Here is a 22,016-nt window from a genome sequence, read left to right on the forward strand (position 1 = left end):
TTCCATGGCGGTGGGCGTCCTTGCCGCGGCGAGCTTCTTCGACGATGCCATGGACAAGATGCTGGACACGACCTTCGGGCTGGCCAACCGCCAGGATGCGGTGCTGATGTTCGCCGAGAACCGGCCCGAGCGGGTGATCGACGACTTGCGCAGCCTTCCCGGGGCGCTGCAGATCGAGGGGCAACTGGTCGAGCCGGTGGTGCTGCGCAATGGCCACCTCGAGAAACACACGACGCTTGAGGCGCGGCGGCCCGACGCGGATCTGTCGCGCATCGTCGGCGGATCGGGCCGGGTCATCGCCGCCCCCCCCGGCGGCGTGGTCCTCGCGGCGCGGCTCGCCCGCCAGCTCGGCGTCGGGGCGGGCGACGCGGTCGAGGTCGAATTCCTGTCGGGCCAGCGCGAGACGGCGCTCCTGCCGGTCACGGCGACCATCGACCAGTACATCGGCATCGCCGCCTATATGGACTTCGAGGCGCTGAACGCGCTGCGCCGCCAGGCGCCGCAGGTCTCGGTGGCGAACCTGACGCTCGACCCGGCCGCGAGGTCGGAATTCCATCGCGCGCTGAACGGGATGCCGGCGCTGGCGGGCACGGCCATGGTCTCCGACATGCGCCGGTCGTTCGACGAGACACTGCGCGAGAACATCAGCATCACCGCCACGGTCTACATCACGATCGCGGTGCTGATCACCGTGGGCGTCACCTACAACGGCGCCCGCATCCAGCTTTCCGAGCGCGCCCGCGAACTGGCGAGCCTCAGGATCCTCGGCTTCTCGCGTGGCGAGGTGTCGTTCATCCTTGTCGGCGAGGTCATGGTGCTTGCGCTTCTCGCCCAGCCGCTCGGCTGGCTTACCGGGCTCGGCATCGCCTGGGCCTTCACGCAAGGTATCGAGAGCGACCTCTACGAGGTGCCCTTCGTCATCGTCCCCTCGACCTTCGCCCGCGCGAGCCTCATCGTCCTTCTGACCGCCCTTGCCTCGGCACTGGTGGTGCGCCGCCGCATCGACCGGCTCGACCTCGTCGCCGTCATGAAAACCCGGGAGTGACCCATGGCCCTGCAACCCCGCCATTACATCATCGGCCTTCTCGGCGCCGGCGTCGCGGGCGGCCTCGCCTGGCTCGCGTTCCGCACCGAACCGGTGCCGGTGGACCTTGCCACGATCGCACGGGCGCCGATGGTCGTCACCGTGAACGCCGAGGGCGAGACACGGGTGAAGGACGTCTTCGAGGTCGCCGCGCCGATTTCCGGCACCGCCCGGCGTGCGCCGGTGGAGGTGGGCGATGCGGTGGTTGCGGGGGAAACCGTCGTCGCCGTGGTCGAACCCGCGCCCCCCGCCCTGCTCGACGCGCGATCGCGCGAACAGGCCGAGGCCGCCGCGCGCGAGGCCCGCGCCGCGCTGACGCTAGCCGAGGCGCAGCTTCGCCAGGCGGAGGAGGAACTCCACTACGCCCGCACCCAGCACGACCGCGCCCGCACCCTTGCCGAGCGCGGCGTGGCCTCGCAGACCGCGCTCGAGGACGCGAGCCAGCTTCTCGCCATCCGGCTCGCCGCGCGCGAGGCGGCGCGGTCGAACGTCGAGATGGCGACGAGCGCGCTGGCGCGGGCGAACGCGGTCCTGGTGCCTCCGTCGGTCGGCGGCGCGGCGCGCGAAAGCTGTTGCGTCACGCTCCGCGCGCCGATCAGCGGCACGGTCCTATCTGTCGATATCGTCAGCGAGACCCCGGTCGCCGCGGGCACACGGCTTCTGTCGCTCGGTCGCACCGACGATCTCGAGATCGTGGCCGACCTCCTCTCGGCCGACGCGGTCGGGCTCCGGCCCGGCACCCGCGCGATCGTCGAACGCTGGGGCGGCACACCGCCACTCGAGGCGCAACTGCGCAGTCTCGACCCTTCCGCGCGCACCAAGGTCTCGGCGCTCGGGATCGAGGAGCAGCGCGTCGACGCCGTCTTCGACATCCTCACCCCCGCCGGGGCGCGCGCGGGCCTCGGCGACGGCTACGCCGTCTATCTCCGCATCGTGAAATGGGAAGGCGCGGAGGTGATGCAGGTCCCGCTTTCGGCACTCTTCCGCCACGAGGGCGGCTGGGCGGTCTTCCGCGCCGCGGACGGCAAGGCGCGGCTCAGCCCCGTCGTCCTCGGCCAGCGCAACGCCGCCGCCGCCGAGGTGACCGAGGGGCTCCAGCCGGGCGACCGGGTGATCCTCCATCCCGCCGACGCCATCGCCGACGGCTCTCCGGTCGCCGAGCGCGGGGCCGGCTGACCGCGCCTGCCGTCAGTCCCGCGCCCGCAGGACACTCGCCGGCCGCGCCGCGAGCGGCCTGAGCGCGAAGACAAGGCCGGCCAGAAGCGTCGCCAGCGCCCCGCCGGTCACGATCGCCACGGCCGAGACCGGCTCGAAGCGAAAGGTGCCCTCCATGACGAAGGTCATGACCGCCCAGCCGGCCGCCGCGCCGAAGGCGACGGCGACGATCCCCGCCGCCGCCCCCATCAGCGCCGAGCGGAGCGCGAAGCTCGCGAGCACGGTCGCCCGCGTCGCGCCGAGCGTCTTCAGGACGGCCGCTTCGTAGACCCGCGCCCGCTCCCCCGCCGCCGCCGCGCCGATCAGCACGACGACCCCGGTCAGCAGCGTCACGCCCGCAGCGATGGCGGTGGCCTTCGCGATGGCGGCCAGCGCCTCGCTCACCCGGTCGATGGCGTCCTTCACCCGGATCGCGGTGATGTTCGGATAGGCGGTGGCGAGATCGCGCAGGATCGCCGCCTCGGCCTCGGGTGCGGCATAGACCGTGGCGATCCAGCTGTGCGGTGCGCCCTGAAGGGCCGCCGGGTTCATCGCCATGACGAAGCCGATTCCCGCGGTGCCGAAATCCACCTCGCGGAACGAGGTGATCCGGGCCTCGATGTCGCGGCCGAGGACATTGACCGTCACCCGGTCGCCGAGCTTCAGCCCCATCTCTTCGGCCTCCTCGCGGGCGAAGGACAGGAGCGGCGGCCCGGCGTAGTCCTCCGGCCACCATTCGCCGGCAACGATCTCTGTCCGCTCGGGCGGCAGGGCCGAATAGGTGAGCCCCCGGTCGCCGCGGACGACCCAGTGGTCGCCCGCCACCTCGCGCGCGTTGCGGCCGTTGATCTCTGTCAGCACCCCCCTGAGCATCGGCGCGGTATCGACGCGCGACACCGCGCTGTCGCCCTTGACGCGGGCCAGGAAGCCCTCGATCTGGTCGGGCTGGATATCGACAAAGAAATAGGAGGGCGCGACCTCCGGCAGGTCGCGGTCGATGGAAGCGCGCAGGTTGGTGTCGATCTGGCCCACGGCGGCCAGGACCGAAAGGCCGAGGCCGAGCGACAGGATGACGGCCGTCGCCTCCTCCTTCGGGGAACCGATGGCCGAGAGCGCGAGGCGCAGCGCCGGCCGGCCGCGGGCTCGATGGCCCATCCGGCGGGCGAACCACCTGAGCGCGAGCGCGGCGAGCGTGAGAACGACAAGCGCCGCGATGATGCCGCCGAGTGTCCCGAAGGCCAGTTCCGGCACACCGGAGACCCCGACGGCCACGGCGACAAGGGTGCCTGCGATCCCGGCCAGCACCGCCGACAGGCGCCAGCCTGGCCAGACCCGCCGCCCCGGTCCGAGGTCGCGGAAGAGGGCGGCCGCCTTCACCTCGCGCGTCCGGGCAAGGGGCCAGAGCGCGAAAAGCGCGGCGGTCAGCACGCCATAGGTCGCGGCCTCGGCGAGCGGGCGCACGGCAAGGCCGATCTCGACCGGGATCGGCAGCGCCCCGGCGATCAGCGGCGCGGCGAGGATCGGCGCGCCGGCGCCGAGGACGAGACCGGCGAGCACGCCGAGGAGCGCGAGCGTCGCTACCTGGATGAGATAGACGGCGAAGATCGTCCCGGATGTCGCGCCGAGCGCCTTCAGCGCGGCCATGGTCCCCACCTTGCCGTCGAGATAGGAGCGCACCGCCGCGCCGATGCCGACGCCGCCGACGGCGAGACCCGCGAGCCCGACGAGGATCAGGAAGGACCCCATCCGGTCGACGAAGCGCTGCATCCCCGGCGCGCCATAGCGCGCATCCTGCCACTGCATCCCGGTGTCGCGGAACGCGGCCACCGCCTCGCGGCCGAGCGGTGCCACCGCCGCGCCTTCGGGCAGGAGCAGCCGGTAGTTCGTGTCGAAGAGGCTGCCGGGCTCCAGAAGGCCCGAGCCCGCAAGGTCCTCCGTCCGCACCATCGTCCGCGGCCCCACGGTGAATCCGGTCGCCGCCGCGTCCGGTTCCCGGACGATCCGCGCGGCAAGGCGGAACTCCTTCGTGCCGAGCCGGAACCGGTCGCCGATGGCAAGCCCCATCCGGTCGGCGAGAACCGGGTCCATCGCGGCGCCGGGAATGCCGTCTGCCGGGGCGAAGACCTGGACGGGCGCAAGCGCGGGATCGAACACCATCTCGCCGGTCAGCGGATAGGCCGCATCGACCGCCTTTACCTGCGTCAGCGCGCGCTCCGCCGTCTCCCCGTCGCCCACCACCGCCATGGAGCGGAACTCGACGACCTCCGAGACCTTCGCGGCGCGCGCCGCCATGAAGGCCCGCTCCTCGTCCGTGGCGAAGCGGTAGGTGAAGGCCATCTCGGCATCGCCGCCCAGAAGCACCGCGCCCTGATCGCCGATGGCCGCCTCGATCGAGGTGCGCACCGTGCCCACCGCGGCGATCGCCGCGACGCCGAGCATGAGGCAGAGCAGGAAGACGACGAAGCCGCGCGTTCCGCCCCGGAGCTCGCGCCGGGCGATCCTGACCGCGACCGGAAGCGTCATTCCGCGACCTTCACGCGCCGCGCACGATCTTCACCGGCGATGCAGCCGTCGGCGAGCCGCACCACCCGGTCGCAGCGGGCCGCAAGCTCCGGCGCGTGGGTGACGAGGATCAGCGTCGCGCCGTGCCGGTCGCGCAGGCCGAAGAGAAGCTCCATGATCGCCTCGCCGGTCGCGGCGTCGAGGTTGCCGGTAGGCTCGTCGGCGAGGAAGATCGCGGGCCGGGGCGCTGCGGCACGGGCCAGCGCCACGCGCTGCTGTTCGCCGCCCGAAAGCTGCGCCGGATAATGGTCCATCCGCGCGCCAAGCCCCATCGCAACCAGCTCTGCCGCCGCGCGGCCGAAGGCGTTCGCCGCCCCGGCAAGCTCCAGCGGGACCGCGACATTCTCCAGCGCCGTCATGGTCGGAATCAGGTGGAACGACTGGAACACGATGCCCATATTGCCCCTGCGGAACCGCGCGAGCGCGTCCTCGTCGAGCGCCGTCAGGTCATGGCCCAAGGCTGTGATCCGGCCCGAGGTCGCGCGCTCGAGCCCGCCCATGAGCATGAGGAGCGACGACTTGCCCGACCCCGACGGACCGACGAGCCCGAGGCTTTCACCGCGAGCCACGTCGAGGCTGATGCCCTTGAGGATTTCGAGCGGGCCGGCATTGCCTTCGAGGACAAGCCGCGCGTCCTCAAGGCTCAGGATCGTCTCGTTCATGCCTACCGTCCGCTTCATCCGCCGCTTCAAGCCATATGGGGTCGGGCGGGCATTGCGCAACCTCGCGCTCGGTCTCCTGTTCTGCGCGGCCGCCGCCGCCCAGGCCGCGCCGCCGGTGCTCGTTGCCTTCGGCGACAGTCTGACCGCCGGCTACGGCCTGCCGCCCGAGGAAGGTTTCGTCCCGCAGCTCGAGGCCTGGCTTGCCGCGAGGGGCAGCGACGTGACGGTGCAGAACGCCGGCGTCTCCGGCGACACCACGGCGGGAGCCCTGGCGCGGATCGACTGGACGCTCTCGGCCCCGGTGGACGCGATGATCGTGACCCTCGGCGGCAACGACCTTCTCCGCGGGATCCCGCCCGAAGAGGCGCGCGCCAATCTCGACGCGATCCTGACGAAGGCGGACGAGAAGGGCATTCCCGTGCTCGTGGTGCCGATTTCCGCGCCCGGAAATTATGGCGTGGACTACAAGACCGCGTTCGACGCGATCTACGGTGAACTTGCAGCGAAGCACGGTGCGCTCCTGGCAGAGCCCTTCCTCGCCCCGATCCTCGCCCTGCCCAACCGGCAGCAGGCGCTGGCCGACTACATCCAGCCCGACGGGCTCCATCCCAACGCGAGGGGCGTGGCGCTGGTCGTGGAGGCGCTCGGGCCTAAGGTCCTGGACCTCCTCGCCCAGGCGGAGTAGCCCCGCGCCATCAGCCCACGCGGCCCCCGGCCCAGCGCGGATGCAGGTCGTCGATGACATAGGCGTGGCGATGCCGCCCCGCGTCGCCGTGATCCCTCAGGTGCGGATGGTCTGCGGGAAGCCCGGGATGGTCATGCGCCAGCTCGACCGGGTCGTGCGCCGGCCAGAGCCTGAGCGCGAGGACCACGCCCGCAAGCCCGACCAGCGCCATCACGAGGAACGCCAGCCCGAGGCCGATCCGCGCCCCGAGCCAGCCGGCGAGCGGGTAGCAGAGGAGCCAGCAGGCGTGCGAGAGCGCGAACTGCGCGGCAAAGATCGCGGGGCGGTCGGCCGACCCGGCCGAGCGGCGGAGGAGCCGGCCCGAGGGGGTCTGCGCGGCGCTGTAGCCCGCCCCGATGATCAGCCAGAGCGGCAGGAGCGCGGCATAGGTGTCGACAAGCGCACCGGCTGCGGTCGAGGCCACCAGCGTCGCGGCGCCGGCGATCATCACGGGCCGGTCCGCGAGCCTGTGAAGGAGTCGCGGCAGCGCCAGCGCGGCCGCCATGGAGCCGCAACCGAAGGCGGCCAGCGCCCAGGCCACCTCCGCCTCGCCGAGCCCGAACCGCGACTTCACGAGAACCACGGTGTTCACGATGACCATCGCCCCGGCCGCGGCGACGGCAAGGTTGACGGCGAAAAGCCCCCTGAGCCGCGGCGTTGCGAGATAGAAGCGAAGCCCCCGGGTCGTCCGGTCCCAGATGCCGCGGCGCGGGCCGCGCTCTGGCACCGGCAGGGTGACGCTGACGACGAGGGCGGCCGAAACGACGAAGCCCGCGACCGTCCCGGCGAAGAGGTTGTGGAACTCGATCACCGTCAGGAGCACCGCGGCGAGCATCGGCGAGACGAGGCTCTCGAGGTCGTAGGCCAGCCGCGACAGCGACAGGGCGCGGGTATAGTCCTCTTCCCCCGGAAGGATGTCGGGGATGGTGGCCTGGAAGGTGGGCGTGAATCCGGCCGAGGCCGCCTGCAGCACGAAGATCAGGACATAGACCTGCCAGACCTCGGTCACGAAGGGCAGGCAAAGCGCCACCGAGGCGCGCAGGAGGTCGAGCGTGACGAGCACCGCGCGGCGCGGCAACCGGTCGGAGAGCGCCTGTGCGACGGGGGCGAGGCCGACATAGGCGACCATCTTGATGGCGAGCGCGGTGCCGAGTACCGCCCCCGCCTCGGCCCCGGCGAGATGGAAGGCGAGAAGACCGAGCGCGACGGTCATCAGCCCGGTGCCGAGAAGCGCGATGACCTGCGCGGCAAAGAGATGCCGGTAGGTGCGGTTCCTGAGCGGGCGAAGCATGACCGTCCTCCGGTTTGCCGTTCCGCTACGCCATCTGCCGGAGGCGCCGGGCACTGGCCCCGGCGAACCCGGCCGTCTCGTTCCGTGACCGGCCCGGCGGTGTCGTCTCAGCCGCGCCAGTCGAAGAAGCCGGCGGGCGCCTGGGAAAGCAGGTCCCGCGCCAGGTCGGCGCCCGCCGCGGCGGCGTCGGCGATGGCACAGTGCCGCTCGCCCGCGATCACCTCGGAGCCGTCCGGCCGCAGGATCTCGCCGCGGAGCCAGAGGCCCGCGCCATCATGCACCGCGAGCCCGGCGATGGGCGTCTCGCAGGAGCCGTCGAGCGCAGCGAGGAAGGCGCGTTCGGCCGCAAGCCTTTCGCCCGTCGCCCGGTCGTGGATCGCCGCGAGCAGGGCGGCCGCGCGCGGATCGGCGGCGCGGCGTTCGATGCCGATGGCACCCTGCGCCACCGCGGGCAGCATCTCCTCGGGCTCGATCGCGCTTTTGGCCACCTCTGCCATCCCAAGCCGGTTCAGCCCCGCCATCGCGAGGAAGGTCGCCGCCGCCACGCCGTCGTGCAGCTTCTTCAACCGCGTCTGGACGTTGCCGCGGAACTGGACGAGCCTGAGATCGGGCCGGCGGTGCGCGAGCTGCGCCCGGCGCCTGAGCGAGGAGGAACCGACGACCGCGCCCTCTGGCAGGTCGGCCAGCTGGGCGATGGCAGGCGAGACGAAGGCGTCGCGCACATCCTCGCGCGGCAGGTGGCAGTCGAGCACGAGGCCCGCGGGCTGCGCCACCGGCATGTCCTTCATCGAATGGACGGCGATGTCGATTCCGCCCGAAAGAAGCGCGTCCTCGATTTCCTTCGTGAAGAGCCCCTTGCCGCCGATCTCCTTCAGGGGCCGGTCGGCCGCGATCAGCGCACGGTCGTCGCCCGTCGTCTTGATCACGACGATCTCGAAGGCACCCTCGGGCAGTCCATGCATGGCCATAAGCCGCGCGCGGGTCTCGTGGGCCTGCGCCAGCGCCAGCGGCGAGCCGCGGGTGCCGATCTTCAGCGGGGTCTTTGCATCGGGCATCTGCATGGGCAGGGCATAGCCGCGACAGATTGCCCGCGCAATGGCCGCACGCGGCCGCTGCCTTGACATCCCGTCGCAGCCGGGGGTCAAAGGGGCGCAGGAGGCCCCATGAAGAAGACGATCCTCAGCGCCCTCGCCGGCGAAACCCTGCCCGTTCCGCCGATCTGGATGATGCGGCAGGCGGGACGCTACCTGCCGGAGTACCGGGCGACGCGCGAGAAGGCGGGGGATTTCCTGTCGCTCTGCTACACGCCGGATCTTGCCGCCGAGGTCACGCTCCAGCCGATCCGCCGCTACGGCTTCGATGCCGCGATCCTCTTCGCCGACATTCTCCTCCTGCCGCAGGCCCTTGGCGCCGATCTCTGGTTCGTCACCGGCGAGGGGCCGCGGCTGTCCACGCTCACCACGCCCGAAGGGCTGGCCGCGCTGAAGCCGGTGGAAGCGATCCACGAGACGCTGGCGCCGGTCTATGAAACCGTCCGTATTCTCGTGCGGGAGCTTCCGAGGGAAACCACGCTCATCGGCTTCGCCGGCGCACCCTGGACGGTGGCCACCTACATGATCGCGGGGCGCGGCACGCCGGACCAGGGCCCGGCCCATGCGCTGAAGGCAGCGGACCGCGCGACGTTCCAGCGGCTGATCGACCGGCTGACGGAGGCGACGATCGACTATCTCTCCGCGCAGGTGGACGCTGGCGCGGAGGTGGTGAAGCTCTTCGACAGCTGGGCGGGCTCCCTGAAGGGCCGGGATTTCGACGACTTCGCGCTGGAACCGGCCAAGCGGATCATTGCCGGTCTGAAGGCCCGCCATCCGGGCGTGCCGGTCATCGCCTTCCCACGCGAGGCGGGCGCGCGCTACGTCGGCTTTGCCAGGGCGACCGGGGCCGACGGCGTGGCGCTCGACAATTCGGTGACGGCGGAATGGGCGGCAGAGAACGTGCAGAAGGACGGCTGCGTGCAGGGAAACCTCGATCCCGCGCTGCTCGTGACGGGGGGCGAGCGGCTGGTCGCCGAGACGCGGCGGATCGTCCGAGCCTTCGCTAAGGGACCGCACATCTTCAACCTCGGCCACGGCATCACGCCCGACGCCGACCCCGACAACGTCAGCCGGATGATCGAGGCGGTGCGCGGCTGAGGTCGGCGCATGCGGCCGGAAACGTCCCTGACGCTGTCGGTTTCCGCCCGCCGCGAGCCGCGCCGGGGCCGTAGGTTTGGCGCGGCGCTCCCCGGGAACTGGCCCGGACAAGCCGCCGCGCCGGTCTTTTCCTTTGCGCCGCGATGCGCAATGGTGACACGAAAACGCGACTCCGCCGGTTGGTGCGGCGGGATGCATGGACGCCGGCATGGCCGGACCGGAGGATCGACGATGAGATACTTGGCTGCGACGACAGCCCGCGAGGCGGCCGAGGCGCTGGCCGCCGAGGCGGGCGTAACCCGGGTGCTGGCGGGCGGTACGGACGTGCTCGTCCAGATGAAGGCGGGGCTGGTGGAACCCGACCTTGTGGTGGACATCAAGAAGATCCCCGGCATCGCCACGATCACGCCCGAGGCGGGCGGCTTCCGGATCGGCGCAGCGGTGGCAAACGCGGTTCTCGGCGAACACGAGGGGGTCCGCGCGCTCTGGCCGGGCGTGGTGGAAGGCGCGAACCTCATCGGCTCGACGCAGGTGCAGGGCCGCTGCACCATGGCGGGCAACCTCTGCAACGCGTCGCCGGCCGGCGATGCCGCGCCCGGCCTGGTCGCAGCGAACGCCGTGGCGCGGATCGCCGGGCCGGAGGGCGAACGCGATTGCCCGGTGGCGGACATCCCCGCCGGCCCCGGCAAGACCACGCTGAAGAAAGGCGAGGTCATCACCTCGATCCTGCTTCCCGCCCGTCCGGCACGCGCCTCGGACGCCTACCTGCGCTTCATCCCGCGCACGGAGATGGATATTGCGGTGGCATCTGCCGCCGTCTCGCTGGAGCTGGATGCCGATGGCACCGTGAAGGCGGCCCGCGTTGTCCTCGGCGCGGTCGCCCCGACCGTCGTGGTGGCCGAGGACGCGGGCAGGACGCTCGTCGGCACGAAGCTTGACGAGGCGACGCTGGCGAAGATGGCGAAGGCCTGCGAGGCGGTCTGCAAGCCCATCGACGACAAGCGCGGCACTGTTGCCTTCCGCACGAAAACGGCCGGCACGCTGGCGAAGCGCGCCGCCCTCATCGCCTATGCCCGCGCCGGAGGTGCGAAATGAAATCCATCCCAGTATCGACCACGATCAACGGCGACGCCTGCGAGTTCCTCTGCGCGCCCGACGAGACGCTGCTTGACGCGCTGAGGAACCGCCTCGGCCTGACCGGCGCCAAGGAAGGCTGCGGCACCGGCGACTGCGGCGCCTGCTCGGTGACGCTGAATGGGCGGCTCGTCTGTTCCTGCCTCGTCCTCGGGGTCGAGGCCGAGGGGGCGGAGATCACGACCATCGAGGGCATGGCCGACGGCGACGAGCTTCACCCGCTGCAGCGGCACTTCATCGACCATGCGGCGCTGCAGTGCGGTGTCTGCACGCCCGGCATCCTCGTCGCCGCGAAGGCGCTTCTCGAGAAAAACCCGGAGCCTTCGGACGAGGAGGTGCGCTACTGGCTCGCTGGCAACCTCTGCCGCTGCACGGGCTACGACAAGATCATCCGCGCCGTCCAGGCGGCCGCGGCCGAGATGAGGGGGGCCTGAGATGTCCTTGGACGAATACCGCAAGCGCGAGTTCAAGCAGGTGGGCCAGAGGGTCCGCCGCCCGGACGGCGTGGACAAGGTCACCGGCCGGGCGATGTATGGCGCGGACGCGACCGCGCCGGGAATGCTGGTCGGCCGCATCCTGCGCTCGCCCCACGCCCATGCCCGCATACGCGGCATCGACACCTCGGCCGCCGAGGCGCTGAAGGGCGTGAAGGCGGTCCTCACCGGCGCCGACCTGCCGGCACAGGAGGACGACTTCATCCGCGACGTGCAGGACAACTGCATGGCCCGCGACAAGGCGCTTTATGACGGCCATGCCGTCGCCGCCGTCGCGGCTGTGGACGCCGCGACGGCGAGGGCCGCGCTGAAGCTCATCAAGGTCGACTACGAGGTGCTGCCCCACGTCACCGACGTCGATGTGGCGATCAAGCCCGGTGCTCCGGTCGTGCAGAAGGGCCGCAGCCTCGAAAACGTGCCCGCGGGGATGTCGGAGAACGTGACGAGCCATTGCGAGTTCGGCCACGGCGACCCCGCAGCCGGCTTTGCCAGGGCCGATCACGTCGTGGAGCGGCACTTCCGCACCGCCGCGACCCATCAGGGCTACATCGAGCCGCATGCCGCCCTCGCCTCGGTCACCTCCGACGGCAAGGCCGAGCTCTGGTGCTGCACGCAGGGCCAGTTCTTCGTCCGCACCCTCTGCGCGGCGATCATGGGAATGGAGGCGAGCCAGCTTCGCGTCACGGCGTCGGAAATCGGCGGCGGCTTCGGCGGCAAGACGACCGTCTTCATCGAGCCGGTGGCGCTGGCGCTGTCGAGGAAGGCCGGGCGGCCGGTGAAGATCGTCATGACCCGTGACGAGGTGTTCCGGGCCACGGGACCGACGGTCCACACCTCGACGGACGTGAAGATCGGCATGACGAAGGACGGCCGCATCACCGCGGCCGAGGCGCATCTGCGGTACTCGGGCGGGGCCTTCCCCTGCGGCACGGTGGACATGGGCGCGCAGGCGGCTTTTGCGGCCTATGATCTCGAGCATGTGCGCACCTATGGCTGGAACGTGCTCACCAACCGCCCGAAGGAGGCCGCGTACCGCGCACCGGGCGCGCCGCAGTCGATCTATGCGGTGGAAAGCGTCGTCGACGAGCTTTGCCAGCATTTCGGGCTCGATCCGATCGACGTGCGGCTGAAGAACGCCGCGCGGAAGGGCACGAAATCGTCCTACGGACCCACGTTCCCCGACATCGGCCTGATCGCCACTCTGGAGGCCGCGAAGAAGCATCCGCACTACTCGGCACCGCTGCAGCCCGGCCAGGGCCGGGGCATCTCCTGCGGCTTCTGGTTCAACTTCGGCGGCAATTCCTGCGTGAGTCTCAACATCAACACTGATGGCACCGTCGGCGTGACCGAGGGCAACCCCGACATCGGCGGTTCCCGCGCCTCGATCAGCCTTATGGCGGCGGAGGAACTCGGCATCGAGTATGACCGGGTGCGCACCATCGTCGCCGACACCTCCTCGCTCGGCTACAACGACGTGACCGACGGCAGCCGGGTGACCTTCGCGGTCGGGCTTGCCACGATCAAGGCGGCGCGGGAGGCGGTCCGGGTCATGTGCGGGCGCGCGGCGAAGATCTGGGGGATCGACGCGGAAGCGGTCGAATGGAAGGATGGCGCCGCGGTGCCGGCCGGCCCCAACGCCGGGAAGTTCCCGCCGATGAGCCTGGCCGAGATCGCCGCGGTCTCGTTCGAGACCGGCGGACCCATTGCCGGCCACCACGAGGTCAACGTCGACGGCGCGGGCGTTTCCTTCGGCGTCCACATCGTCGATGTCGAGGTGGACAAGGAGACCGGGCAGACGACGGTGCTGCGCTACACGGTCTTTCAGGACGCCGGCAAGGCGGTGCACCCATCCTACGTCGAGGGCCAGATGCAGGGCGGCGCGGTGCAGGGCATCGGCTGGGCTCTGAACGAGGAATACATCTACGGCGCCGACGGGCGCTTGCAGAACCCAGGCTTCCTCGACTACCGCGTGCCGGTCGCCTCGGACCTGCCGATGATCGACACGGTGATCCTGGAAATCCCGAACCCTGGCCACCCCTACGGAGTCCGGGGCGTGGGCGAGACCGGGATCGTGCCGCCCTTGGCCGCGATTTCCAACGCGGTGTCGCGCTCGGCCGGGATTCGGCTCTCCGAGCTGCCGATGTCGCCGCCGCGGGTCCTGAAGGCGCTCGGGGGCTGAGGTGGTCAAGGTCCGGCTCTGGGGTTCGCTCCGGCAGGCCGCGGACGGGCGGACCGAGGTGGAGGTGGAAGCGAGGACGTTCAAGGAACTCCTCGACCGACTCGGCGAGACCTATCCCGGCCTTGCCCCGCAGATCGCGCGCGGGGTTTCGCTGTCGCTCGACGGGGTCATATACCGCGAGGCCTGGTTCACCGAGATCGGCCCCGAGAGCGAGGTCGTTCTCATGCCCTACATGACGGGCGGCTGAGAAGCGGTGCGTGTCGGCGGAACCCGGGTCGCATTTCGATCAGTTAGCGCCGCTTTTTGTCCCTTTTCGACACAGGGTTCTGCGCAATGTCCGCGTCCAAGGCCCGCACCAAACAGCGGGTTGAAATCGGGGGTCGCTTCCGCTTTAGTCTGCTCAGCGGGTATAGAAGACTCATAAGAAAACACGGGGAGCCCGGATAGATGGATGCACGCACCGGCGGAGACGCCGCATTCGTTGCGTTTGAACACGTCCAGAAAAGCTATGACGGGGAAACCCTGGTCGTCAAAGACCTGAACCTGTCGATCGCCAAGGGCGAATTCCTGACGATGCTTGGGCCCTCCGGTTCCGGTAAGACAACCTGCCTGATGATGCTCGCCGGGTTCGAGACCGCCACCCATGGCGAGATCAAGCTGAACGGGCGGCCGATCAACCGCATTCCGCCGCACAAGCGCGGCATCGGGATGGTGTTCCAGAACTACGCGCTCTTCCCGCACATGACAGTGGCCGAAAACCTTGCCTTCCCGCTCGAAGTGCGCGGCATGGGCAAGTCGGAGCGCGAGCAGAAGATAAAACGTGCGCTCGACATGGTGCAGATGGGGAAGTTCGGCGGCCGGCGGCCGGCGCAGATGTCCGGCGGCCAGCAGCAGCGGATCGCGCTCGCCCGCGCGCTGGTGTTCGAACCCGAACTCGTGCTGATGGACGAACCCCTTGGCGCCCTCGACAAACAGTTGCGCGAACACATGCAGTTCGAGATCACGCGGCTTGCCCACCAGCTCGGCATCACCACGGTCTATGTCACGCACGACCAGACCGAGGCGCTGACGATGTCAGACAATATCGCGGTCTTCAACGACGGCCGTATCCAGCAGCTCGCTCCGCCTGCGGCGCTCTATGAAGAGCCGACGAACAGTTTCGTCGCGCAGTTCATCGGCGAGAACAATACGCTTCTCGGCACCGTGCAGGAGATCCGCAGCGACGTCGCCGTGATCAGGCTCGACGACGGCGGCCTGATCGACGCGAAGCCGGTGAATGTCTCCAGGGCCGGCGAGCGCACCCGGGTGTCGATCCGGCCCGAGCGGGTGGAGTTCAACAAGGCCCGCCTGCAGCCCGGTGCCCATACGCTCAACGCCGAGGTGTTGGAGTTCATATACATGGGCGACATCTTCCGCACCCGGCTGCGCGTCGCTGGAAACGACGATTTCATCGTCAAGACCCGAAACGCACCCGACCAGAAGCGCCTCCAGCCCGGACAGCAGATCGAAATCGGCTGGCTGCCCTCGGATTGCCGGGCGCTCGACGCCTGAGCCGACGGAACTTGGCCCGCCGCCTGTCCCGTGGCGCGGACCAACGATACGACACGGGAACAATAGGGAGTGACCTGATGAAAGTTCTTTCAGCCTTTGCTGCAACCACAGCTCTGACGCTGGCTGCCGGCACGGCGTCGGCCATCGACCTGACGTTCGTGTCCTGGGGCGGCGCCTACCAGAACTCGCAACTCAAGGCCTATGTCGAGCCCTACGTGGCCGAACATCCCGACGTTAATGTCGTCTGGGACGAAAGCTCGGACGCCGCCGTGGCCAAGCTCCGCGCGATGAACGAGGCGGGCAACCTGACCTGGGATCTCGTCGACGTCACCGTCGCCGACGCCATGCGCCTGTGCGACGAGGGCCTGGCCATGGAGATCGACTACGACACGATGCTCGCCCCCGCGCCGGACGGCACCCCGGCCAGCGAGGATTTCGGCGACTTCCTGCTGTCGGACTGCTTCATCCCGCAGATCGTCTATTCGATCACCTTCGGCTATCGCAACGACGTGGCCGAATGGAACGGCGCGACGCCGAGCTCGGTCTGCGACGTGTTCGACACGACGAAGTTCCCGGGCAAGCGCAGCATGTACAAGGGCCCGCTCTACAACATGGAATGGGCGCTTCTCTGCGATGGCGTCGCGAAGGAAGATATCTACAACGTGCTCGGCACCGACGAGGGCGTGGAGCGGGCATTCAAGAAGCTCGACACGATCAAGGACCAGGTCGTGTGGTGGACGGCCGGTGCCGAGACGCCGCAGCTTCTGGCCGACGGCGAGGTGGTGATCGGCAGCACCTATAACGGCCGCCTCTTCTCGGTCATCGCCGAGCAGAACCAGCCGGTGTCGATGCTGTGGGATGCCCAGATCTACGACCTCGACGGCTGGATCGTCCCGACCGGTCTTCCCGAGGATCGTCTCGCGGCGGTGAAGGACTTCCTGTATTTCGGCACCGACACCCAGCGGCTTGCCGACCAGGCCAAGTTCATCTCCTACGGCCCGGCGCGCAAGTCGTCGGCACCGCTCGTCGGCAAGCATGCCGAACTGGGCATCGAGATGGCCCCGCACATGCCGACCGATCCGGCGAACGCGACGAACATCATCATGATGGACTTCCCCTGGTGGGCCGACCACCGCGATGACCTCGACGCCAAGTTCCAGGCCTGGCTCGCGCAGTGATCCCTGACTGACCGGAAGGGGCCCGGAGGGGCCCCTTCCACCCCATTCGTTTATCACTTTGCACGGCATTCCGACCGCGACCTTCCGCAAGCACTGACGGGGGACAGATGAGCGACACCACCCAAGCCAGCCCGATGAAGGCCGCCGACGGGACACCGCTGAAGAAGAGCCTCACGCGCGCGCTGCGCCGGCAGAAGCTCCGGGCACTGGCGCTGATCGCGCCATTGCTGATCTTCGTGCTCGTCACCTTCATCACGCCGATCGCGGACATGCTGTTCCGTTCGGTCGAGAACCAGATCGTCCACGACACGCTGCCCAATACGGTGCGGGCCCTCAGGGACTGGGATCCGGCATCGGGCGAGGCGCCGGCCGAGCCGGTCTTCCGGGCCCTGTCCGTGGACCTGCAGGTGGCCACCGAACTGAAGCAGCACACCCGTCTTGGCACGCGCCTGAACTACGAGAACCCCGGTGTGTCGTCGCTGTTCCGCTCCAGCGGGCGCGGCGCCGACAAGATCGGGAAGGACTTTCAGGATCGGCTTGCCGGAATCGATCCGGCCTGGAAGGAGGGCGAAACCTGGGCGGCGATCTTCGGTTCTGACGAATGGCTTGCCGCCGATGCGGCCTGGGCCGCCGACAAGTCGGGCAGCCAGCCCGCCTTCCGGATGCGCGAGGGGATCGACGAAGCCCTGCCCCTTGCGGCGCATGCCTTTCTCATGTTCGCGAAGGACGCGGAGGGGGCGGGCAAGAGTCCGGCCACGACGAAGCCGTGGCCGGTGTTCTCCGATGCGCTGGCCCAGGACCTTGAAAGCAACCCCAACCCGGATCCCGCGGCCCTGCCCGCAGCCGAGGCGCCGCTCATCGCCGCGGCCTCGGCCGCCGTCGCGGGCGTCGAGCCCTTCTCCTACAGGGACGCGTTCCTTGCCATGAACAAGGGCTGGGGCGAGGTCGGCACCTGGGAAACGATCCAGGCCTACAGCAGTCCCTACACCGCCGGCTACTTCCTGAACGCCGTCGACCTCGAGAGAAGTCCGGACGGTATCGCGGTGCGTCCGCCGGAAGAGCGGATCTACATCAAGCTCTTCGCGCGCACGATGTGGATGTCCCTCCTCATCACCGTCTCGTGCCTTGTGCTCGGCTATCCGGTGGCCTGGCTCCTGGCGAACCTGCGCGCCTCGACGTCGAACCTTCTGATGATCCTCGTGCTCCTGCCGTTCTGGACCTCGCTTCTGGTGCGGACCTCGGCCTGGAAGGTGCTGCTGCAGCAGCAAGGCGTGATCAACGACATTCTCGTCTGGCTCAGGCTCGTCGACGACGCGGGACGGCTGGTCATGATCAACAACCAGACCGGCACCATGATCGCGATGACCCATATCCTCCTGCCGTTCATGATCCTGCCGCTCTACTCGGTCATGAAGACGGTGCCACCCACCTATCTGCGTGCGGCCAAGTCGCTGGGCGCGACGCCGTGGACGGCCTTCTGGCGGGTCTACTTCCCGCAGTCGATTCCCGGCATCGGCGCCGGCTCGATCCTCGTCTTCATCCTCGCGATCGGCTACTACATCACGCCGGAACTCGTCGGCGGCACGGAGGGCGTCTTCATCTCCAACCGGATCGCCTTCCACATCTCGTCGTCGCTGAACTGGGGTCTGGCCGCCGCGCTGGGGGCGATCCTCCTCGGGGTCGTTCTACTGCTCTACTACACCTACGACAAGATCGTCGGCATCGACAACGTGAAGCTCGGATGACGTCATGACCATAGCTCCGGATATCCCGAAACCGAGCCTGATGGGCTTCACCGTACCGATCATGGCGATCGCCGGGTCGCTCCTCGGCTACGTCGTGGGCACCGCAAAAGGCCACGTTCCGCTGGGGGTCGCCGGCGGTGCCGTCGCCGCCGCGATGCTGGCGGTCGTGCTCGCCGCGGCCGTGCCGCAGCGCGCCGCCGGACGCATCGGCGCCGCGGCCGTCTTCGCGGGACTGGGCGCGATCCTGGGCGGCGTGGCCGGCGCGGTCGCGGGCATTCTTGCCGGCCTCGTCCTGTCCTGGATCTCCTACTGGCTTTCGACCGGCGCCTATCGCGTGGGCGTGCCGGTCTATGCGACGGCGGGCGAGGTCCTCTGGCACAACGCCTTTCGCGTCATCTGCGGGCTGATCTTCTTCTTCCTGATCGCACCGATCGTCATCGTCCTGCCGCTCGCCTTCAACGCCGAGAACTTCTTCACCTTCACGCCGAAGATGCTTGCGCTCGACCCCGACGGCTATTCGCTGAAGCACTTCCAGGACTTCCTCAGCAACCCCGACTGGACACGGCCCCTGAAGAACTCCTTCATCATCGCGCCCTTGGCCACGATCATCTCGGTCTCGCTCGGCACGCTCGCCGCGATCGGCCTCAGCCAGAGCCACGTTCCCGGGCGCCGCGCGATCATGGCGATCCTGATCTCGCCGATGATCGTGCCGCTGATCATCTCGGCGACGGGGATGTTCTTCTTCTACTCCAAGCTCGGCATCTGGATGGAGGACAGCCTCGGCCTGTCGAAGGACTTCACGGGTTACGTAAAGGTCATCCTCGCCCATTCGGTGCTGGGGATCCCCTTCGTCATCATCACCGTCACGGCGACGCTCGTGGGCTTCGACCGGTCGCTGACGCGGGCGGCGGCGAACATGGGCGCGGGGCCGATCCGGTCGTTCTTCAAGGTCCAGATGCCGCTGATCATGCCGGGCGTGATCTCGGGGGCGCTCTTCGCCTTCATCACCTCGTTCGACGAGGTGGTGGTGGTGCTGTTCGTGGGTTCGGCCTCGCAGAAGACGCTGCCCTGGCAGATGTTCACCGGCCTGCGCGAACAGATCTCGCCCACGATCCTCGCCGTCGCCGCGGTGCTGGTCGCCTTCTCGATCATCCTGCTCACCACGGTCGAGCTTCTCCGCCGCCGGTCCGAACGGCTGCGCGGGATGAGCCCGACCTGACCGCGCACCCTCAGCCGAGCGCGGCGAGCCAGACCGATACGGTGAAAACGGAAAGCGCCGTCGCCACGAGGACGGAGGTCGCGGCGACCCGCTTGGCCACGCCATACATGTTGGCGAAGAGATAGGCATTGACCCCGGGCGCCATCGCGGCCGTCACCACGGCCGAGCGGAACGGAGCCTGGCCAAGATCCATCGCCTGGCCCATGCCCCAGGTGATCGCCGGGTGCAGGACGAGCGAGATGGCGCAGACGTAGAGCACCGTCAGGAGGTCGCCTTCGGGCCGGTAGCGGACGAGCACCCCGCCGAGTCCGAAGAGTGCCGCGGGAAGCGCCGCGCGGACCATGAGGTCAAGCGCCTCGGTCAGGACTGAGGGAAGCGCCGTGCCCGAGAGGTTGACGGCGAACCCCGCGCCGATGCCGATGATGAGCGGGTTACGGAGCATTCCCGAGAGTACCGCTCCCAAGGTCGAGACGATGCCGCGGCCAGAGTGGCGGATGACTTCCATCACCGTGATTCCGAGCGCGTAGCAATAGGGCGAATGCACCGCGATGATCGCGTAGTTCGCGTCGAGCGCATTCTGCCCGTAGGCGCGCTCGGTGATCGGCAGGCCGAGGAGGAGCGAGTTCGAGAAGAGGCCGCAGAAGCCGATCGCGACCGCGTCCTGCCAGGGCCGGCCGAATAGGAAGCGCGCGCCGAGGAGCCCCGCGAGGAACCCGGTCGTGGCGCCCGCATAGAAGGACAGGAGGAGCGGCCACTGGAATGTCTGGCCGAGATCGAGCGTGGAGATCGCGCGAAAGAGAAGGCAGGGGATCGCGAAGCCCTGCGAGAACTTCATCAGCCCCTCGACGCCGGCATCCGAGAAGAACCCGAGCCGCACGGCGACATAACCGAAGCCGAGCACCAGGAAGACCGGCAGGGTGACATCGAGAAGCGCCGAGAATGGCAGGCCCAAGGGATCAGACCTCGTAGCCCAGCACCATCCCGTCGTAGGCGGCGCTGATGTGAGCAGGGGTTTCTGCCTCCACCGTCGCGTGGTCGAGATCGACGTGCATGTTGGTGAGGATGCCGCGGCGGGGCTTCGCGCGGGCGATCCAGTCGAGCGTCAGGGCGAGATGCGCGTGCGTCGGGTGGGGCGTGCGGCGGAGCGCGTCGACGATCCAGCAGTCGAGCCCCGTCAGGTGGCTCTGCCAGACCGGCTCGGGAATCCTGAGTACGTCGGGCAGGTAGGCGACATCGCCGATCCGGAAGCCGAGCGCGTCGATGTCGCCGTGATCCACCTCGAACGGGTCGAGCGTGATCGCACCGCCCGCCCCGTCCACCGTGACCGGCCCCCGGATCGCGTGAAGATCGCAGATCGGCGGGTAGGAGGAGCCTTCGGGCTGCACGAAAGCATAGCCGAAACGGGAAATCAGCTCGTTCTGGGTGTCGCCGTCGGCCCAGACGGGCACGCGCCTGTGGGTCAGGAACACGATCTGGCGCAGGTCGTCGATGCCATTCACGTGGTCGGCGTGCGAATGGGTGTAGAAGACGGCGTCAAGCCCCGGCACGCCTTCGCGGATGAGCTGTTCGCGCATGTCCGGCGAGGTGTCGATCAGCACGCGGGTCGCGCCGTCGCCCTCGAACCGCTCGACGAGGAGTGAGCAGCGGGTGCGGCGGTTCTTCGGATTCGCCGGGTCGCAGGCGCCCCAGACGTTGCCGATGCGGGGCACCCCGCCGGACGACCCGCAGCCGAGAATGGTGAACCTGAGGCGCGCCATCTCACTCGCTCCGCGCCGCACGGGTGAAGAGCCGGTCGAAGTTCACCTCCGTCGCGGCGGCGAACTCCTCGTAGGACAGGCCGAAGAGTTCCGCACCGACGCGGGCGGTGTGGGCGGTATAGGCCGGTTCGTTGCGCCGGCCGCGGTGGGGAGGCGGCGCGAGATAGGGCGCGTCCGTCTCCAGCAGGATCCGGTCGAGCGGCGCCGCGGCGAAGATGTCGCGCAGGTCCTGGCTTTTCGGGAAGGCGGCGATACCCGACATGGAGAGATAGAAGCCGAGGTCGAGCGCCGCCCGCGCCAACCCCGCGCCCGAGGAAAAGCAGTGCATGACGCAGGAAAAGGCGCCGGCCCGGAATTCCTCGGTCAGGATGCGCGCCATGTCCTCGTCCGCGGCGCGGGCATGGACGATGAGCGGCAGGCCCGTCTCGCGCGCGGCGGCGACATGGACGCGGAGCGAGGCCTGCTGCAGCGCGGCGCTTTCCGCGGTGTAGTGATAGTCGAGCCCGGTTTCGCCGATGCCGACGAACTTCGGATGCCGGGAGAGGGCGAGAAGGTCATCCACGGTCACCGGCGGGTCTTCGGCGGCGCGCATCGGGTGGATGCCGGCGGCGTAGTAGATGCCCTCGTGCGCCTCGGCGATGCCGCGGACGAGGGACTCGTTCGCAAGCCGGGTGCAGATCGTCACCATGCGGTGCACGCCGGCGGCCCGTGCCCGCGCGACGATATCGGTCAACTCGCCCGAAAACTCGGGAAAATCGAGGTGGCAATGGCTGTCGGTGATCTTCGGCGGGCTCGTCATGGGCCTGCCTTAGCGTGTTTTCCCGGCAATGGAAATCGCCTCTGACCTCCGGGCACGCGGGGCGGTCAGAGCGCGCCGTCGCGCCCTGCCTCGTCGATCTTCAACACCATGTCGAGGATCAGCGCCGCCGGGTCGAGGTTCACCGCCCGGCCGTGGCGGGCCCGCGCGCCGAGGGCCTGGTGCAGTCCCGCCCAGCGCCGCCCGGCAACCGCGTCGGGGGAGAGCCGGGCCAGGAGCACGGCCTCTCCCGGCAC

Annotated in this window: 19 protein-coding genes and 1 pseudogene; 12 read left to right on the forward strand and 8 right to left on the reverse strand. The window is 69.3% G+C overall.

What is annotated here, in order from left to right:
* Both F9K34_RS08460 and F9K34_RS08465 read left to right on the forward strand, forming a co-directional pair.
* The coding region (locus F9K34_RS08460; protein ID WP_291336485.1) for an ABC transporter permease at positions 1-1,045 on the forward strand (1,045 nt) is incomplete at its 5' end.
* A gap of 3 nt (positions 1,046-1,048) precedes the next feature.
* On the forward strand, positions 1,049-2,260 hold the full coding sequence (locus F9K34_RS08465) for an efflux RND transporter periplasmic adaptor subunit (RefSeq protein WP_291336487.1): 1,212 nt from the start codon (positions 1,049-1,051) through the stop codon (positions 2,258-2,260).
* 12 nt (positions 2,261-2,272) lie between these two features.
* On the opposite strand, the gene F9K34_RS08470 is transcribed toward F9K34_RS08465, so the two are convergent.
* Together F9K34_RS08470 and F9K34_RS08475 are read right to left on the reverse strand one after the other, a co-directional pair.
* Positions 2,273-4,801: an ABC transporter permease gene (locus tag F9K34_RS08470; RefSeq protein ID WP_291336489.1), complete on the reverse strand. Its 2,529-nt coding sequence runs from the start codon at positions 4,799-4,801 to the stop codon at positions 2,273-2,275.
* Complete coding sequence (locus F9K34_RS08475) at positions 4,798-5,502, reverse strand: ABC transporter ATP-binding protein (protein ID WP_291336491.1); 705 nt, start codon at positions 5,500-5,502, stop codon at positions 4,798-4,800. Before F9K34_RS08475 ends, F9K34_RS08470 begins: the two co-directional genes overlap by 4 nt.
* Here F9K34_RS08475 and F9K34_RS08480 point away from each other — a divergent pair.
* Positions 5,501-6,187 (forward strand): arylesterase, encoded by a 687-nt coding sequence (locus F9K34_RS08480; RefSeq protein WP_291336493.1) that lies wholly within the window; start codon positions 5,501-5,503, stop codon positions 6,185-6,187. The two genes, F9K34_RS08475 and F9K34_RS08480, sit on opposite strands and share 2 nt — an antisense overlap.
* A gap of 10 nt (positions 6,188-6,197) precedes the next feature.
* On the opposite strand, the gene F9K34_RS08485 is transcribed toward F9K34_RS08480, so the two are convergent.
* Positions 6,198-7,517, reverse strand: a complete 1,320-nt coding sequence (locus tag F9K34_RS08485; RefSeq protein WP_291336494.1) for an MFS transporter — start codon at positions 7,515-7,517, stop codon at positions 6,198-6,200.
* 107 nt (positions 7,518-7,624) lie between these two features.
* Entirely contained in the window at positions 7,625-8,572 is a 948-nt protein-coding gene (hemC, locus tag F9K34_RS08490) for a hydroxymethylbilane synthase (RefSeq protein ID WP_436405724.1), read from the reverse strand.
* A gap of 108 nt (positions 8,573-8,680) precedes the next feature.
* On the opposite strand from hemC, the gene hemE reads away from it, so the two are divergent.
* From hemE to F9K34_RS08535, 9 genes are all read left to right on the forward strand, one after another.
* On the forward strand, positions 8,681-9,706 hold the full coding sequence (gene hemE, locus F9K34_RS08495) for a uroporphyrinogen decarboxylase (protein WP_291336498.1): 1,026 nt from the start codon (positions 8,681-8,683) through the stop codon (positions 9,704-9,706).
* Between the two features lie 231 nt (positions 9,707-9,937).
* A complete protein-coding gene (locus F9K34_RS08500; protein ID WP_291336499.1) occupies positions 9,938-10,801 on the forward strand; it encodes an FAD binding domain-containing protein in 864 nt (287 codons plus the stop codon).
* Entirely contained in the window at positions 10,798-11,274 is a 477-nt protein-coding gene (locus F9K34_RS08505; protein ID WP_291336501.1) for a (2Fe-2S)-binding protein, read from the forward strand. Before F9K34_RS08500 ends, F9K34_RS08505 begins: the two co-directional genes overlap by 4 nt.
* A 1-nt stretch (position 11,275) precedes the next feature.
* Positions 11,276-13,513, forward strand: a complete 2,238-nt coding sequence (locus tag F9K34_RS08510; protein ID WP_291336502.1) for a xanthine dehydrogenase family protein molybdopterin-binding subunit — start codon at positions 11,276-11,278, stop codon at positions 13,511-13,513.
* A gap of 1 nt (position 13,514) precedes the next feature.
* Complete coding sequence (locus F9K34_RS08515) at positions 13,515-13,760, forward strand: MoaD/ThiS family protein (protein ID WP_291336503.1); 246 nt, start codon at positions 13,515-13,517, stop codon at positions 13,758-13,760.
* Positions 13,761-13,960: 200 nt separating this feature from the next.
* Positions 13,961-15,064 (forward strand): ABC transporter ATP-binding protein, encoded by a 1,104-nt coding sequence (locus F9K34_RS08520; RefSeq protein ID WP_291336504.1) that lies wholly within the window; start codon positions 13,961-13,963, stop codon positions 15,062-15,064.
* Between the two features lie 77 nt (positions 15,065-15,141).
* Positions 15,142-16,242: an extracellular solute-binding protein gene (locus F9K34_RS08525; RefSeq protein WP_291336506.1), complete on the forward strand. Its 1,101-nt coding sequence runs from the start codon at positions 15,142-15,144 to the stop codon at positions 16,240-16,242.
* Between the two features lie 107 nt (positions 16,243-16,349).
* Positions 16,350-17,987, forward strand: coding sequence for an ABC transporter permease (locus F9K34_RS08530; protein WP_291336507.1), 1,638 nt, complete (start codon positions 16,350-16,352; stop codon positions 17,985-17,987).
* Between the two features lie 4 nt (positions 17,988-17,991).
* Positions 17,992-19,206, forward strand: coding sequence for an ABC transporter permease (locus tag F9K34_RS08535; RefSeq protein ID WP_291336509.1), 1,215 nt, complete (start codon positions 17,992-17,994; stop codon positions 19,204-19,206).
* A gap of 10 nt (positions 19,207-19,216) precedes the next feature.
* Here F9K34_RS08535 and F9K34_RS08540 read toward each other — a convergent pair whose 3' ends face one another.
* From F9K34_RS08540 to F9K34_RS08555, 4 genes and pseudogenes are all read right to left on the reverse strand, one after another.
* Complete coding sequence (locus tag F9K34_RS08540; protein ID WP_291336511.1) at positions 19,217-20,158, reverse strand: AEC family transporter; 942 nt, start codon at positions 20,156-20,158, stop codon at positions 19,217-19,219.
* Positions 20,159-20,162: 4 nt separating this feature from the next.
* A complete protein-coding gene (locus F9K34_RS08545; RefSeq protein WP_291336513.1) occupies positions 20,163-20,963 on the reverse strand; it encodes an MBL fold metallo-hydrolase in 801 nt (266 codons plus the stop codon).
* A 1-nt stretch (position 20,964) separates the two neighbouring features.
* Positions 20,965-21,762: a TatD family hydrolase gene (locus F9K34_RS08550; RefSeq protein ID WP_291336515.1), complete on the reverse strand. Its 798-nt coding sequence runs from the start codon at positions 21,760-21,762 to the stop codon at positions 20,965-20,967.
* A 65-nt stretch (positions 21,763-21,827) separates the two neighbouring features.
* Positions 21,828-22,016: pseudogene (locus F9K34_RS08555) on the reverse strand (DNA polymerase III subunit delta'); the annotation flags it as partial.

The sequence above is a fragment of the Albidovulum sp. genome (genome assembly GCF_008933605.1).
In the GTDB taxonomy this organism is placed as follows: domain Bacteria; phylum Pseudomonadota; class Alphaproteobacteria; order Rhodobacterales; family Rhodobacteraceae; genus Albidovulum.

Excerpts from the sequence above, each read along its gene's own strand:
- F9K34_RS08465 (WP_291336487.1), top strand. The coding sequence starts at position 1,049 with ATGGCCCTGCAACCCCGCCATTACATCATCGGCCTTCTCGGCGCCGGC.
- F9K34_RS08470 (WP_291336489.1), bottom strand. The coding sequence starts at position 4,801 with ATGACGCTTCCGGTCGCGGTCAGGATCGCCCGGCGCGAGCTCCGGGGC.
- F9K34_RS08480 (WP_291336493.1), top strand. The coding sequence starts at position 5,501 with ATGCCTACCGTCCGCTTCATCCGCCGCTTCAAGCCATATGGGGTCGGG.
- F9K34_RS08475 (WP_291336491.1), bottom strand. The coding sequence starts at position 5,502 with ATGAACGAGACGATCCTGAGCCTTGAGGACGCGCGGCTTGTCCTCGAA.
- F9K34_RS08485 (WP_291336494.1), bottom strand. The coding sequence starts at position 7,517 with ATGCTTCGCCCGCTCAGGAACCGCACCTACCGGCATCTCTTTGCCGCG.
- hemC (WP_436405724.1), bottom strand. The coding sequence starts at position 8,572 with ATGCCCGATGCAAAGACCCCGCTGAAGATCGGCACCCGCGGCTCGCCG.
- hemE (WP_291336498.1), top strand. The coding sequence starts at position 8,681 with ATGAAGAAGACGATCCTCAGCGCCCTCGCCGGCGAAACCCTGCCCGTT.
- F9K34_RS08500 (WP_291336499.1), top strand. The coding sequence starts at position 9,938 with ATGAGATACTTGGCTGCGACGACAGCCCGCGAGGCGGCCGAGGCGCTG.
- F9K34_RS08505 (WP_291336501.1), top strand. The coding sequence starts at position 10,798 with ATGAAATCCATCCCAGTATCGACCACGATCAACGGCGACGCCTGCGAG.
- F9K34_RS08510 (WP_291336502.1), top strand. The coding sequence starts at position 11,276 with ATGTCCTTGGACGAATACCGCAAGCGCGAGTTCAAGCAGGTGGGCCAG.
- F9K34_RS08520 (WP_291336504.1), top strand. The coding sequence starts at position 13,961 with ATGGATGCACGCACCGGCGGAGACGCCGCATTCGTTGCGTTTGAACAC.
- F9K34_RS08525 (WP_291336506.1), top strand. The coding sequence starts at position 15,142 with ATGAAAGTTCTTTCAGCCTTTGCTGCAACCACAGCTCTGACGCTGGCT.
- F9K34_RS08530 (WP_291336507.1), top strand. The coding sequence starts at position 16,350 with ATGAGCGACACCACCCAAGCCAGCCCGATGAAGGCCGCCGACGGGACA.
- F9K34_RS08535 (WP_291336509.1), top strand. The coding sequence starts at position 17,992 with ATGACCATAGCTCCGGATATCCCGAAACCGAGCCTGATGGGCTTCACC.
- F9K34_RS08545 (WP_291336513.1), bottom strand. The coding sequence starts at position 20,963 with ATGGCGCGCCTCAGGTTCACCATTCTCGGCTGCGGGTCGTCCGGCGGG.
- F9K34_RS08550 (WP_291336515.1), bottom strand. The coding sequence starts at position 21,762 with ATGACGAGCCCGCCGAAGATCACCGACAGCCATTGCCACCTCGATTTT.